This window comes from Enterobacter sp. K510 (genome assembly GCF_055804875.1).
The window spans coordinates 200,201-214,520 of record NZ_JBNRLQ010000005.1 but is presented as its reverse complement, the minus strand read 5'-3'; the positions used below and the strand labels follow the sequence as shown (position 1 = coordinate 214,520).

At 56.8% G+C, this 14,320-nt stretch carries 14 protein-coding genes; 5 read left to right on the top strand and 9 right to left on the bottom strand.

Annotated elements, in window-relative coordinates:
- Positions 1-30: 30 nt before the first annotated feature.
- Positions 31-2,292, bottom strand: a complete 2,262-nt coding sequence (gene metE, locus ACQUTD_RS10755; RefSeq protein WP_473275201.1) for a 5-methyltetrahydropteroyltriglutamate--homocysteine S-methyltransferase — start codon at positions 2,290-2,292, stop codon at positions 31-33.
- A 237-nt stretch (positions 2,293-2,529) separates the two neighbouring features.
- Here metE and metR point away from each other — a divergent pair, with 237 nt between their 5' ends.
- Positions 2,530-3,483, top strand: a complete 954-nt coding sequence (gene metR / locus ACQUTD_RS10750; RefSeq protein ID WP_072571115.1) for an HTH-type transcriptional regulator MetR — start codon at positions 2,530-2,532, stop codon at positions 3,481-3,483.
- Here the strand turns inward: metR and ACQUTD_RS10745 are convergent.
- The 3 genes from ACQUTD_RS10745 to pldB form a co-directional block, all read right to left on the bottom strand.
- Positions 3,371-4,270 carry a carboxylate/amino acid/amine transporter gene (locus ACQUTD_RS10745; RefSeq protein ID WP_072571114.1) on the bottom strand — a complete coding sequence of 300 codons (900 nt, stop codon included), beginning with the start codon at positions 4,268-4,270 and terminating at the stop codon, positions 3,371-3,373. The two genes, metR and ACQUTD_RS10745, sit on opposite strands and share 113 nt — an antisense overlap.
- A 71-nt stretch (positions 4,271-4,341) precedes the next feature.
- Complete coding sequence (gene yigL / locus ACQUTD_RS10740) at positions 4,342-5,142, bottom strand: sugar/pyridoxal phosphate phosphatase YigL (protein WP_473275206.1); 801 nt, start codon at positions 5,140-5,142, stop codon at positions 4,342-4,344.
- Between the two features lie 8 nt (positions 5,143-5,150).
- Entirely contained in the window at positions 5,151-6,176 is a 1,026-nt protein-coding gene (pldB, locus tag ACQUTD_RS10735) for a lysophospholipase L2 (RefSeq protein WP_473275209.1), read from the bottom strand.
- A gap of 109 nt (positions 6,177-6,285) precedes the next feature.
- Between pldB and rhtB the strand changes: the two genes are divergently transcribed.
- The gene (gene rhtB, locus ACQUTD_RS10730) at positions 6,286-6,906 is read left to right on the top strand and encodes a homoserine/homoserine lactone efflux protein (protein WP_473275211.1); all 621 of its coding nucleotides are present in this window, start codon (positions 6,286-6,288) and stop codon (positions 6,904-6,906) included.
- Positions 6,907-6,988: 82 nt separating this feature from the next.
- Positions 6,989-8,005, top strand: coding sequence for an Rpn family recombination-promoting nuclease/putative transposase (locus ACQUTD_RS10725; protein ID WP_473275213.1), 1,017 nt, complete (start codon positions 6,989-6,991; stop codon positions 8,003-8,005).
- Positions 8,006-8,043: 38 nt separating this feature from the next.
- On the opposite strand, the gene rhtC is transcribed toward ACQUTD_RS10725, so the two are convergent.
- From rhtC to pldA, 3 genes are all read right to left on the bottom strand, one after another.
- Complete coding sequence (gene rhtC, locus ACQUTD_RS10720; RefSeq protein WP_072571109.1) at positions 8,044-8,664, bottom strand: threonine export protein RhtC; 621 nt, start codon at positions 8,662-8,664, stop codon at positions 8,044-8,046.
- Between the two features lie 61 nt (positions 8,665-8,725).
- Positions 8,726-10,555 (bottom strand): ATP-dependent DNA helicase RecQ, encoded by a 1,830-nt coding sequence (gene recQ / locus ACQUTD_RS10715; protein WP_473275216.1) that lies wholly within the window; start codon positions 10,553-10,555, stop codon positions 8,726-8,728.
- 68 nt (positions 10,556-10,623) lie between these two features.
- The gene (pldA, locus tag ACQUTD_RS10710; RefSeq protein WP_072571107.1) at positions 10,624-11,493 is read right to left on the bottom strand and encodes a phospholipase A; all 870 of its coding nucleotides are present in this window, start codon (positions 11,491-11,493) and stop codon (positions 10,624-10,626) included.
- A gap of 158 nt (positions 11,494-11,651) precedes the next feature.
- Between pldA and yigI the strand changes: the two genes are divergently transcribed.
- Positions 11,652-12,119, top strand: a complete 468-nt coding sequence (yigI, locus tag ACQUTD_RS10705) for an acyl-CoA thioesterase YigI (protein WP_072571295.1) — start codon at positions 11,652-11,654, stop codon at positions 12,117-12,119.
- A 57-nt stretch (positions 12,120-12,176) separates the two neighbouring features.
- Positions 12,177-13,073 carry an EamA family transporter RarD gene (rarD, locus tag ACQUTD_RS10700; protein ID WP_473275219.1) on the top strand — a complete coding sequence of 299 codons (897 nt, stop codon included), beginning with the start codon at positions 12,177-12,179 and terminating at the stop codon, positions 13,071-13,073.
- Positions 13,074-13,112: 39 nt separating this feature from the next.
- Here the strand turns inward: rarD and corA are convergent, their stop codons facing one another.
- A complete protein-coding gene (corA, locus tag ACQUTD_RS10695) occupies positions 13,113-14,063 on the bottom strand; it encodes a magnesium/cobalt transporter CorA (RefSeq protein WP_072571105.1) in 951 nt (316 codons plus the stop codon).
- A 152-nt stretch (positions 14,064-14,215) separates the two neighbouring features.
- Positions 14,216-14,272 carry a YsgD/CorL family protein gene (gene ysgD, locus ACQUTD_RS10690; protein ID WP_473275546.1) on the bottom strand — a complete coding sequence of 19 codons (57 nt, stop codon included), beginning with the start codon at positions 14,270-14,272 and terminating at the stop codon, positions 14,216-14,218.
- Between the last annotated feature and the right edge of the window lie 48 nt (positions 14,273-14,320).

Sequence of the window (14,320 nt, the reverse complement as noted above, 5' to 3'; positions counted from 1 at the left end):
CCCTCTCCTGTTCAGGAGAGGGGCAAATACTCACGCCGTGCGCAGGTTCTGCGCTGCTTTCACCATGTTCGCCAGCGCGCTACGGGTCTCCGGCCAGCCGCGGGTTTTCAGGCCGCAGTCCGGGTTCACCCATAAACGCTCCGCCGGTACACGCTGCGCCGCTTTTTTCAGCAGCGCTTCGATCCACTCCACGCTCGGCACGTTCGGCGAGTGAATGTCATACACGCCCGGCCCGATTTCGTTCGGGTACTCGAACTCTTCAAAGGACTCCAGCAGCTCCATGTCAGAACGCGAGGTTTCGATGGTGATCACGTCGGCGTCCAGCGCGGCAATGGAATCCATGATGTCGTTAAACTCGCAGTAACACATGTGGGTGTGGATCTGCGTGTCATCGCGTACCACGGCGGCGTTAATCCGGAAGGCTTCGACGCCCCAAGCCAGGTAGTCAGCCCAGTCGCTGCGGCGCAGCGGTAAGCCTTCGCGCAGGGCCGGTTCGTCAATCTGAATGATGCCGATGCCCGCCGCTTCCAGATCCGCCACTTCGTCACGCAGCGCCAGGGCGATCTGTTTAGCGATAGTTTCACGGCTGACGTCTTCACGCGGGAAGGACCAGCAGAGAATGGTCACCGGGCCGGTCAGCATGCCTTTTACTGGTTTGTCAGTCAGCGACTGGGCGTACTTCGCCCACTCGACGGTGATGGCTTCCGGGCGGCTGACGTCGCCAATCACCACTGGCGGTTTTACGCAGCGGGAGCCGTAGCTCTGCACCCAGCCGTTTTGCGTGAATACGAAGCCGTCGAGGTGTTCGCCAAAGTATTCCACCATGTCGTTACGCTCGGCTTCGCCGTGCACCAGCACATCCAGCCCTAAGCGTTCCTGTTCGGCAATTGCCTGTTTGATATGTCCGGCGATGCCGGTGCGGTAATTGCCCGCGTCCAAACGTCCCTGTTTGAAATCCAGACGCAGGCCGCGGATCTCGGTGGTCTGCGGGAAGGAGCCGATGGTCGTTGTCGGCCACGCCGGCAGGTTGAAGCGTTCACGCTGGGCTTTTGCGCGTTCTGCATAAGCACTCTGGCGCTGGCTGTCCTGCGGGGTGATGGCCGCCAGACGCTGCTCCACGGCGGGGTTATGTACCCGCGCTGAACTGCGACGCGCCTGGATCGGGGCGCTCCATTCTGTCAGTTTTGCCGTATCGCCGCTGTTCAGCGCATCGCGCAGCAGCGCCAGTTCTTCACATTTTTGTAGCGCAAAGGCGAACCAGCTTTTAACTTCTGCATCAAGACGGGTTTCCACCGAGAGATCGATTGGGCTGTGCAGCAGCGAGCAGGACGACGCCACCCACAGATCGCGTTTACCGACAATCGGCTGGATCTGCGCATATTTCTCTGTCAGATCGGCACGCCAGACGTTACGGCCATTAATTAAACCGGCGGACAGCAGCCAGTCGGACGGCAGACGGCGATGCAGTTCATTGACGTCATCCTTGCCGTGTACCAGATCCACATGCAGCCCCTGCACCGGCAGTGCCGTGATGGTGTCGAGGTTGGGCGTCACGCCTTCAAAATAGGTGGTCAGCAGCAGTTTGACCTGTCCGGTTAGGGCATCGTAGGCCGGTTTGAACGCGTCCAGCCACGCCTGCGGCAGCTCCAGCACCAGCGCCGGTTCGTCAATCTGCACCCACTCAACGCCGCGTTTCGCCAGCTCGCCCAGCACCTGCTGATAGACCGGCAGAATATCGTCCAGCAGGCTCAGACGATCAAACTGCTCGCCTTTCACTTTGCCGAGCCACAGGTACGTCACCGGCCCCAGCAGCACAGGTTTGACGTTATGGCCCAATGCCAGCGCTTCATCCACCTCTTCCAGCAGCTGCGTCCAGGTGAGTTTGAACTGCTGGCCTTTGGTGAATTCCGGCACCATGTAGTGATAGTTGGTGTTAAACCATTTGGTCATTTCTGCGGCCGCAGCCGGTTCGCCGGTCGGCGCACGGCCACGGCCAATGCGGAACAGGGTGTCGATGTCGACGGATCCATCGTTGTTCTGATGACGAGCCGGCACGTTGCCGAGCAGCAGGCTGGTGGTCAGAACATGGTCGTACCAGGCGAAATCGCCCACCGGCAGCAAGTCAATGCCCGCCTGTTTTTGTTGATCCCAGTGGCGGGCGCGCAGTTCGCGTCCCACCGCCAGTAATTCTTCACGGTTGGTGTTACCCGCCCAGTAGCTTTCTTGCGCTTTTTTCAGCTCGCGACGCAGGCCAACGCGAGGGAAACCGAGGGTGTGGTTGCGGATTGTCATAATTTCTTCCTCTAATGAATTATAAATCCTGTGGATTTTGAATTTAGGGAAGGCGGCAAGTTTGCTCATCCCCGGGAGCTCACATCAGTAAGTGACCGGGGTGAGTGAACGCAGCCAACGCACCATAAATTTAAAAGACATTGGATTTTTAGCCGTCCAGATGTTTACACATCTATAATTGGCAGTTACTGTATATTCCTCAAGCGCAAATTGTTCATGCCGGAGTGAAGGACTTTCATGATCGAGATTAAACATCTGAAAACGCTACAGGCGTTACGGAATAGCGGATCGCTGGCGGCGGCGGCAGCCACGCTGCATCAGACGCAATCCGCCCTCTCCCACCAGTTCAGCGATCTGGAGCAGCGCCTTGGCTTTCGGTTATTTGTGCGTAAGAGTCAGCCGCTGCGCTTTACGCCGCAGGGCGAGATCCTGTTACAGCTGGCGAATCAGGTACTGCCGCAAATCAGCCGGGCGCTTCAGGACTGCAACGAGCCGCAGCAGACGACGCTGCGCATTGCCATTGAATGCCACAGCTGCATTCAGTGGCTGACCCCGGCGCTGGAAAATTTCCGCGCGAAATGGCCGCAGGTGGAGATGGATTTCAAATCCGGCGTGACCTTCGATCCCCAGCCCGCGCTGCAACAGGGGGAACTGGACGTGGTGCTGACCTCCGATATTCTGCCGCGCAGCGGTCTGCACTATTCACCGATGTTTGATTTTGAAGTGCGGCTGGTGCTGGCCCCGGATCATCCGCTGGCGGCAAAAGCGCGTATTACGCCGGAAGATTTAGCCTGCGAAACGCTGCTGATTTATCCGGTGCAGCGCAGCCGGCTGGATATCTGGCGGCATTTCCTGCAACCGGCAGGCATCACCCCGGCGCTGAAAAGCGTCGATAACACGCTGCTGCTGATCCAGATGGTAGCGGCAAAAATGGGCATCGCGGCGCTGCCGCACTGGGTGGTGGAGAGTTTTGAGCGCCAGGGCCTGATCGTGACCAAAACCCTGGGCGAGGGACTGTGGAGCCGGCTGTACGCCGCCGTGCGCGATGGCGAGCAGCGTCAGCCGGTAACGGAAGCCTTTATTCGCTCAGCGCGGAACCATGCCTGCGATCATCTTCCTTTTGTGCGGAGCGCGGAGCGACCCACCGGCGATGCACCCACAGCGAAGCCACTATCACCGACCCACCAATGATAAAGCTGGGCCAGTGCGGCTGCTGATGCCAGATCGCCAGGTTAACCAGCAGACCGGCGGGCACATGCATATTGTTCATGATGCCCAGCGTGCCCGCATCCACCTGTGTGGCGCCATAGTTCCACATGAAGTAGCCAATGCCGGAGGCTGCCACGCCAAGAAACACCAGAATGCCCCATTGCAGCGTGGTTTCCGGTAATTTCTGCGCGTTGCCCATCATAAACCAGGCGATCGCCGCCACCACGAACGCGCCCATATAGAACCAGGCAAAGGCGTTATGCTGCGGCATCGGACGGGTTTCCATCAGGCGTTTATAGCCCACCATTCCCAGCGCAAAGCTGATGTTTGACAGCTGCACCAGCAGCAGGCCCATCCAGAAGTGATCGGTGACCTGATCGTAACGGATGATTCCCGCGCCAATCACCGCCAGCAGGGCGCTAAATGCATAGCCCCAGCGCAGGCGGCGCTTGCTCATCAGATCATAAATCAGGGTGATGTACAGCGGCGTGAGCACGGTGAACAGCAGCAGTTCCGAAACCGTCAGGTACAGATAAGCATGGAAGCTCAGCATATACATGATGCCGAGCTGCATGGCGCCCACCAGCATATAGAGCGCAATGGTTTTCAGATCGTGCCCGCGGGTGCGCAGAAAAGGTAAAAAGACCAGCGCCGCGAGGCCGACGCGCACCAGCACGGCGAAATAGCTGTCAACGTGACCGGCAAGGTATTCGCCAAACAGGCTGAAGGAAAACGCCCACAGAACGGTGGTGATGATCAGTAACGCCACAATGAATGTCTCTTTGATTAATGAGCACTCATTGTAGCGGACTTCATGGTTGACAACTGATTACTATTTAATCAATCGAGAAACAGTTTACGCAGATAATTGGGGACGGCGTTGTCGGCGTTGGTGCCGATGACTTCCAGTTCCGGATGCAGATCTTTCAGGCGCTGGTGCGCGTTCGCCATAATGCAGCCTTTACCGGCCATCGAGAGCATTTCCGCATCGTTCATGCCGTCGCCGAAGGCGATGCAATCCTGTAAGCCATAGCCCATCGCTTTGGATACCGCTTCCAGCGCATGCCCTTTCGAGACGCCGCCCGCCATCACTTCCAGACAGGTAAGCGTGGAAAAACTCACGTTCACGCGATCGCCCCAGCGGGCGTTGATCGCCTGCTCCAGCGGCAGCAGCTTTTCGTGGCTTTCGCAGCTGAAGAAAATTTTGCTGACGTTGTCGGCGTCCAGCAGGCCTGGCTCAAAGAGGGAATAGCTGAAAACCGCCTCTTTGAAAAAACGCATTTCATCGGGACGATGACGGTTAATAAACCACTCGTCGTCACGATAAACGTTGGTGAGAATATCCGGATTAGCATGCACCACGCCAAACAGGTCGCTGGCAATATCGCGATCCAGGTTATGAGTGAAGACCAGATTGCCATCGGTATCATGCACACGCGCACCGTTGGAGGTGATCATATAGGCTTTGATGCCGAGATTATCGCGGATCTGGCCCACGTCGACGTGGTGACGGCCAGTGGCGAAGACAAAGTTAACGCCCCGCGCGGTCAGCAGTTTTAACGTCTCTTTCGCATAAGGGGAAAGGGTATGGTCGGGCGAGAGCAGCGTGCCATCTAAATCAGACGCAACAACCTGATACATAAGAAAATTCAACCTCTGGACAAAGCGGGAGACCCGCCGGGTGAGTTATGCCTGTCGAAAAAATCGACGATGGCGTTAAGCGCGACTGAGCGCATAGCGTCCTTTTCAAAAAGGATCTCATGGTAAGCGCCATTAATGACCAGCGGTTTGCCTCCTTCACAGGGATGGCCCGCTGCGGCGCGAATTTCACAATAACGATCGTGCATGCGGTTATCCACTACCCGCTCTTCTTCTGCCTGGATAAGCAGCATGGGCGTGGCGTCGTTGGCGGCGCCTTCCAGCACCATCTCGCCCGCACGTATTCCTTCCCGTACCCAGTGATTCGTTGGCCCGCCGACGCGCAGCTGCGGATCGTCAGCATAAAAGCGCAAATTGCGCCGGTAGCGTTCCCGGCTGTGGGTCAGCACGTTGAGGCTGTAGGGCAGCGGCTGCCAGCGTCCGGTGCCGATGGCGTAGCTTTCGCGCATACGCGGGTTGCCTTCGGCCCAGTCAAGAATGTGCCGCACCATCCAGTCCGGCAGACGGATAACAATGCCAAACATCGGCGCGGTCAGCGCGATGGCATCACAGGCCTGCGGCGTATGTTGCAGAAACAGCGTGGAGATCGCGCCCCCCATGGAATGCCCCAGAATGTAACGTTTGCGCCACGGGCCTGGCGTCACTTCCTGCGCCCAGAAAGCCGCCAGATCGTCGACGTAATCATCAAAATTATCGACGTGACCGCGATGGCTGTCGGAAAGCAGACGCCCGGAGCGCCCCTGCCCGCGGTGATCGATGATCAATACGTCAAAACCGAGATGAAACAGATCGTACGCCACTTCGGCATACTTCACGTAGCTTTCGATGCGTCCGGGGCAGACGACAATCACCCGATCGTGGCCGGGCGCGCGAAAGCGCACAAAGCGGATCGGGATATTATCGACGCCGATGATTTCGGCTTCCTCGCGCTGACGCCAGAAATCGGTCAGCGGTCCGTGAGTGAAGGCCGCATACGCGTTTTCTCTTGTTTCCCAGTCCATTTTCTGCCGAAACATTGGGTCTGAACCCCCGACTGCCGTGTATTATCGTTTTTTCAGGCCGCGCTACACCGTACCCAAACACCAGGGTATTGTGGCACAAAAAATGTCATCCAGGGAGTTTCACATGACCTTCGAATGGTGGTTCGCTTACCTCATCACGTCAATTATCCTCAGCCTGTCGCCGGGCTCCGGGGCGATCAACACCATGACTACCGCCATGACGCACGGCTATCGCGGCGCGGCGGCGTCGATCAGCGGATTGCAGACCGGGCTTGCCATTCATATCGTGCTGGTGGGTATTGGCCTGGGCACGCTGTTCTCCCGTTCGGTGATGGCCTTTGAAGTGCTGAAGTGGGCGGGCGCGGCCTATCTGGTATGGCTGGGTATTCAGCAGTGGCGCGCGGCGGGGGCACTGGATCTCAATACGCTGGTGAGCACCCAGTCGCGCGGGCATCTGTTCCGCCGGGCGGTGTTTGTGAACCTTACCAACCCCAAAAGCATTGTGTTTCTTGCCGCGCTCTTCCCGCAGTTTATCGTGCCGCATCAGCCGCAAATCATGCAGTACGTGGTGCTCGGCACCACCACCATCGTGGTGGATATTATTGTGATGATTGGTTACGCCACGCTGGCGACGCGGATTGCGTCATGGATCAAAGGCCCGCGCCAGATGAAAGCGCTCAACCGGATCTTTGGATCGCTGTTTGTGCTGGTGGGCGCGCTGCTGGCCTCCACCCGTCATGCGTAAGTAAATCGGGAAAGCGGCTCGCAAATTTTGTTTTGTCGCAGTGCCAGAATGCCGCCACTGATGTCACCACGGACGGCATAACATGGCGCGAGCTGCGACACCCCATGATTCGGTATTCAAAACTTTCCTCTCCCGCGTGGAAACCGCGCGGGATTTTATTGACATTCACCTGCCGCCAGACCTGAGAACGCTCTGCGATCTGGATACGCTGCGCCTGGAATCCGGCAGTTTTGTCGAAGACGATTTGCATCCCTACTACAGCGATATTCTTTATTCGCTAAAGACGACCAGTGGTGATGGCTATATCTATGTGCTTATCGAGCACCAAAGCTCGCCCGATAAACATATGGCATTCCGGTTGATGCGCTACGCGGTGGCCGCCATGCAGCGCCACCTGGAGGCCGGGCATTCCACTCTGCCACTGGTGATCCCGGTGCTTTTCTATCAGGGGCGACGCAGCCCCTGGCCCTGGAGCCTGAACTGGCTGGACGACTTTCAACAGCCGCAGCTGGCCCGGCAGCTCTACAGTAGCCCATTCCCGCTGGTGGACATTACGGTGATCCCCGATGAGGAAATCATGCAACATCGCAGCATGGCGGCGCTGACCCTGATCCAGAAGCATATCCGCCAGCGTGATATAGCCCTGCTGCTGGACAGACTCGCCAGCCTGCTGCGGGAAAAGCACATGAGCGGACAACAAATTGCGGTACTGATAAAATATATGATTCAGGCAGGAGAAACGCATGACGTGAAAACGTTATTGTATGAACTGGCGCGCCGCGTGCCACAACAAGGAGACAAGCTGATGACAATCGCTGAACAGTTAAAAATGATGGGGCGGACAGAAGGACTCCTGCAAGGGATACAAGAGGGAATACAGGAAGGAATACGGGAAGGACTACAACAAGGGATACAGGAAGGACTACAGCAAGGACTACAAAAAGGGATAAGGGAAGGACTACAGCAAGGGATCCTCGAAGGTCAACGCGCTGCTCGACAGGAGATTGCGCGACAGATGCTGCAAAAGGGCTTCGACAAAGACGCGATCACGGATATGACCGGTCTGACGCAGGACGAGTTGCAGCACCTTTGCCACTAAAAATCACCCACCCGTCTTTTATGCCGGGTGGGGAAAAGTTAGCGGGAAATAATCAGATGAATGCCGAAGCCCGCGAACAGCGCGCCGGCAACGCCATCGATCCATTTCGCCATCCGCTGATAACCGCGACGCATCGACGGCAGCGCGAACAGGCTCGCCACGACGGTGAACCAGGCGAAGGTTTCCAGCGAGATCAGTACGAAAATGCCCCAGCGTTCCGCGGAGCCGACGTTATCGCCGACAAACAGCGAGAACACCGAACCGAAGTAAATAATCGCCTTGGGATTCGCCAGATTAGTCAGCAGACCTTTCAGGAAACTACGTCCGCTGGTCGCCAGTTCCACCTGCGGCGTCGGTGCGCTGCTGTCCTGCTTTTTCAGCGCCCCGCGCAACAACTGGTAACCCATCCAGCACAGATACAGCCCGCCGCCGACCATAATAATGTTATGCAGCCACGCCATTTTTTCGAGGATCAGGTGCAGGCCAAGCAGCGCCACGCCCGCCCAGACCATCACGCCCGTGGTGATGCCCAGCACGCCCATCATGGCTTCTTTACGTGAACGGCTAACGGCAGTCTGTGAAACAAAAAAGAAATCCGGTCCCGGGCTCATCAGTGCAACGATATGCACCAGCGCCACGGTCAAAAACAGCATTAACATAACTCGCTCGCGGGGAAATAAATGATCAGGATCTCATCCTGACACTTTTTTACGTGCTTGACTACTCGTCATCGTCGCCATCGACATGCGAACGGATCAGCGCCATAAACTCTTTGCCAAAACGTTCGAGCTTACGCATCCCCACGCCGTTAACGCTCAGCATTTCGCTGGCGGTGATCGGCGTCTGCTCCGCCATCTCAATCAGCGTGGCATCGTTAAACACCACATACGGCGGGATGTTCTCTTCATCGGCGATGGCCTTACGCAGTTTGCGCAGTTTGGCGAACAGCTTGCGGTCATAATTGCCGCCGAAGACTTTCGGGTTATTACGCGCTTTGATAGCCACCACGCGCGGCACGGCGAGCTGCAGCGGGACTTCCGCCCGCAGGAACGGACGCGCAGCCTCGGTAAGCTGTAGCGCAGAATGCTGGGCGATATTTTGCGTCACCACGCCAAGATGGATCAGCTGGCGGATCACGCTGACCCAGTGCTCGGTCGTATGGTCGCGCCCTTCGCCGTAGATTTTAAGTTTGTCATGACCCAGTTCGCGGATACGCTGATTATTCGCGCCGCGCAGCACTTCCACGACATAGCCCATACCGAAGCGCTGGCCGACGCGGTAAATTGCCGACAGCGCCTTTTGCGCATCCATCAGCCCGTCGTACCGGCGCGGCGGATCGAGGCAAATATCGCAGTTGCCGCACGGCTCCTGACGACCTTCACCAAAATAGTTAAGCAGCACCAGGCGGCGGCAGGTCTGCGCTTCAGCAAATGCCCCCATGGCGTTCAGCTTGTGGCGCTCGATATCCTGCAACTGACCAGGCGGCTTCTCTTCCAGACATTTACGCAGCCAGCCCATATCAGCCGGATCGTAAAACAGCATGGCTTCAGCAGGCAGACCGTCACGCCCGGCGCGACCGGTTTCCTGATAGTAGGATTCGATATTGCGCGGAATGTCGAAATGCACCACGAAGCGCACGTTAGGCTTGTTGATGCCCATGCCGAAGGCCACTGTCGCCACCACGATTTGCAGATCGTCGCGCTGGAACTTCTCCTGTACTTCAGCGCGTACGCTGTTTTCCAGCCCGGCATGATAGGCTCCGGCGCTGAAACCCCGGCTTTGCAGGCGGGCGGCGGTGTCTTCCACTTTCGCGCGGCTGTTACAGTAGATAATGCCGGATTTGCCTTTCTGATCCTGCACATAGCGCAACAGCTGATCGAGCGGCTTGAACTTTTCCATCAGCATATAGCGGATGTTCGGGCGGTCGAAGCTGCTGACCTGGATCAGCGGATCGTTAAGACCCAGCAGATGCACAATATCATGGCGGGTGGTGTCGTCAGCCGTGGCGGTCAGCGCCATAAACGGCAGCGCCGGGAAGCGCGTACGCAGCTGCCCCAGGGCGGCGTATTCCGGGCGGAAATCATGGCCCCACTGGGAAATACAGTGCGCTTCATCGACGGCGACCAGCGCCGGGTTCCAGTGAGCAAGATGCTCAAGGAAGTTATCCAGCATCAGGCGTTCAGGGGCGATGTACAGCAAGCGGATTTGACCGTTGCGACAGCCTGCCATCACCTCTTGCTGCTGCTCGCGGGTTTGTGTCGAGTTCAGACAGGCGGCGGCCACGCCGTTCGCCAGCAGTTGATCCACCTGGTCTTTCATCAGCGAGATCAAAGGCGACACGACAATGGTCAGCCCTTCCAGCACCAGCGCCGGGATCTGATAGCACAGGGATTTGCCGCCGCCGGTGGGCATCACGACCAGACAGTCGCGGCCTTCCAGCACGGTATCAATGATTGTTTGCTGACCGGGGCGGAATTGCTGATAGCCGAAGGTTTCCTGCAAGACCTGTTTCGCCAGCGATGCCTGATTCATTACTTCCGCCTGCGCCACATCTACCCCATTTACCTGAAATAAAAACAGGCGCTATTTTCAGCGCCTGCGAGTGAAACTGCAATGCCTTAGAACAGATCGTTTAGCATAACGCCAACGCCGACACGCGTCTGGTTAAAGTTGTAATCAATTAATGATTCGCCGTAACCGCTATAAACCTGAGTATAAAGACGGACATGGCGGGTGATCGGATAACTCACGCCCAGTTCTGCGCCGCCGTAACCGGTATTCCAGTTATATTGCCCTTTTGCGCTCAGGATAGCTTCCCCCAGCTGATAACCCACTTTCAGCTGGTAGTAACCCATATATTTGGTGATGTCCGGGTTGTCGTCGGTATCGCCCACCACGTACCAGGGCTTCACTTCCACCAGCCAGTTGCTGTTCTGCGCCATCAGGCGGGTATAAACACGGTTCCAGCTACGGGATGTCGGATCGGAGCGACCGTTAGAGTCGTGGTTAAAACCAAACTCCACATCGCGCAGCGTCCAGCCAGCCAGCTCGTAGTCGGTGGCAAAGCCGAGGAACAACTGGGGTTCGTAGTTGGTTTCGCGGAACGGGGATGACTCGCCGCTGTTGGAGAGCTGCCACCAGGATTTCTGCGTATAGGATGCGCCAAGCACCGAGTTCGGCCCCATGATCCCGCGCCAGAACGGGAAGGCCAGACTCAACTGAAACTTCACTTCATCTTTGCGTGAGTTTTTCGCCCAGTTGTAAGTTTCGATTGCCTCTTTGTTCAGATCGCTGGTGGCCGTGTAAATGGCATAGTTCGATTCATACGGATACAACGTAAAAGGATTATCGTGCTCTTGTAAAAGGTTGGCGATGATACTCCCCCGCACTGCCGGGGCGTCATGCACGGCTTTAACCGTCGCTTCCTGCGCAAATGCTGTAAACGGCAGCGCAACGGCCGCCAGAAACCAACCCAGAAACGTCCGCATCGGTCTTGCTCTCCTGAACAAAAAATAGAGGTGAATAATAATCAGACGCCCATTCTACATATTTATTAATTAACTGCGCAGTTATCGTTTCCGAAAGTGGAAATCAACATTGGCGAAGCATAAAATCAACATTTCTTTAACCAATGGATCAGGTGATTATGTCAGCCGTCCTTACAGCCGATGAAGCGTTACAGCTGGTCGGTGAGATTTTTGTTTATCATATGCCCTTCAACCGCGCGCTGGGACTGGAGCTGGAACGCTACGAAAAAGACTTTGCCCAGCTGAGTTTTAACAACCAGCCGATGATGGTGGGTAACTGGGCGCAGAGCATTTTACACGGCGGGGTAATCGCCTCGTCGCTGGACGTCGCCGCGGGGCTGGTGTGCGTCGGCAGCACCTTAACGCGTCACGATACGATCAGCGAAGATGAGCTTCGCCAGCGCCTGTCGCGCATGGGCACTATCGATCTGCGCGTCGATTATCTGCGTCCGGGCCGGGGAAACCGTTTTACCGCCTCCAGTACTTTGCTGCGTGCCGGTAATAAAGTGTCGGTTGCCCGCGTTGAACTGCACAATGAAGAACAGCTGCATATCGCCACCGCCACGGCGACGTATATGGTAGGTTGAGCGGCAGAGATCGGGTAAAATGTCGTTACTTTTTAGTAACAGATGTTGGATGTACCCATGGATGCAAAGCAGACGCGGCAGGGGGTATTGCTCGCCCTCGCCGCTTATTTTATTTGGGGTATCGCACCGGCCTACTTCAAACTGATCGATTTCGTTCCCGCCAGTGAAATTCTGACCCACCGCATTATCTGGTCGTTCTTTTTCATGGTGGCGCTGATTAGCGTAAGCCGTCAGTGGTCGCAGCTGAAGAAGCTTCTCAGTCGGCCGAAAAAAATCCTGCTGCTGGCCCTGTCGGCGGTGTTAGTTGGCGGCAACTGGCTGCTGTTTATCTGGTCGGTGAATAACCATCATCTGCTGGAAGCCAGCCTCGGCTATTTTATTAATCCGCTGGTGAATATTCTGCTCGGAATGATTTTCCTCGGCGAGCGTTTTCGCCGTATGCAGTGGCTGGCGGTGCTGCTTGCCGGTTGCGGCGTGCTGGTGCAGCTGTGGACCTTTGGCTCGCTGCCGATCATCGCGCTGGGCCTGGCCTTCAGCTTTGCGTTTTATGGCCTGGTGCGTAAAAAGATCGCCGTTGACGCGCAAATCGGCATGCTGATCGAAACGCTGTGGCTGCTGCCGGTCGCCGCCATCTGGCTGTTCGGCATCGCCGATACCGCCACCAGCCATATGACGCAGAACCCGTGGTCGCTGAATCTGTTGCTGATGGCGGCGGGCGTAGTGACGACAATCCCGCTGCTGTGCTTTACCGGCGCGGCGACACGTCTGCGCCTGTCCACGCTGGGCTTCTTCCAGTACATCGGGCCGACGCTGATGTTCCTGCTGGCGGTGCTGTTTTACGGCGAAGTGCCGGGCGCGGATAAGATGGTCACCTTCGGGTTTATCTGGGTGGCGCTGGCGGTGTTTGTGATGGATGCGCTCTATACGCAGCGCAGGGTCCGGAAAGGGTTGTGATGTTTTGCCGGATAAGCGAAGCGCCATCCGGCATAAACACTACAGCCAGTTACGGCGCTTGAAGTACAGATAGGGCGCCAGTCCCGCGAGCATCATCAGAATGATCGCCCCCGGATAGCCGAAGCTCCATTTCAGCTCCGGCATAAACTCGAAGTTCATACCGTAACTGGAAGCCACCAGCGTCGGCGGCAGGAACACCACGGACACCACCGAGAAGATCTTGATGATGCGGTTCTGCTCGATATTGATAAAGCCCATCGCCGCCTGCATCAGGAAGTTAACTTTCTGGAACAGGGATTCATTGTGCGGCAGCAGGGATTCGATATCGCGCAGGATCTCACGCGCCTGCTCCAGCTGACCGCCCGGCAGGCGCGCCTTACGCACCAGGAAGTTCAGCGCGCGCTGGGTATCCATCAGGCACAGCCGTACCTTCCAGCCGATATCTTCCTGCTCCGCCAGCGCCGACAGCGCTTCGTCGTACTCATCGCCCTGCTGGCCTTCCATAATGACGCGGCTCAGCTTTTCCAGGTCGCTGTAAATATTTTCGATCTCATCCGCCAGCTGTTCGATTTTGGTCTCGAACAGATCGAGCAGCAGTTCGTAGGCGTTGCCGTCGATCATCGCCTGGCTGCGGGCGCGCATACGGTATAACCGGAAAGCGGGCAGTTCACGTTCACGCAGGGTAAACAGACGGCCATCGCGAATGGTGAACGCCACGGTGGAGTTACCGGCGTGATCTTCCGCATCTTCAAAAAAGAAGAAGGAGTGAATGTGCAGGCCGTCTTCATCTTCAAAGAAACGTGCCGAGGCTTCGATGTCTTCCAGCTCGGGGCGGGTCGCCAGGCTTTGCCCCAGTTCGGACTGTACGCGGTGTCGCTCATCGTCATCCGGTTCGACCAGATCCACCCAAACGGCGTCAATAAGGGGTTGTGACTCTTCCGCTTCCAGACGAGTCAGGCGATTATTTTCCAGTTGAAATGCGCTCAGCATGACCGGGACTCCCAATGCAAAAATTATCGGACAGTTCGGTGGGCACACAGAAACAAATTGGGTTTCAGACCATTAAACAGCCTGACTCAGTGCGACGGGTAAAAAATGCGGTCGCTGACAACCACTAAGGCCATCAGCGCGAGGAGATAGCCTTAGGAGTTGTTCCTGGATGACAGGTAATTGAGCCAGCATCTACTGGGTGTGTCCAAGGCGAATGTCCTCTTAGCGTAATCGTGCGCGCATGTTACGCCAGCAGA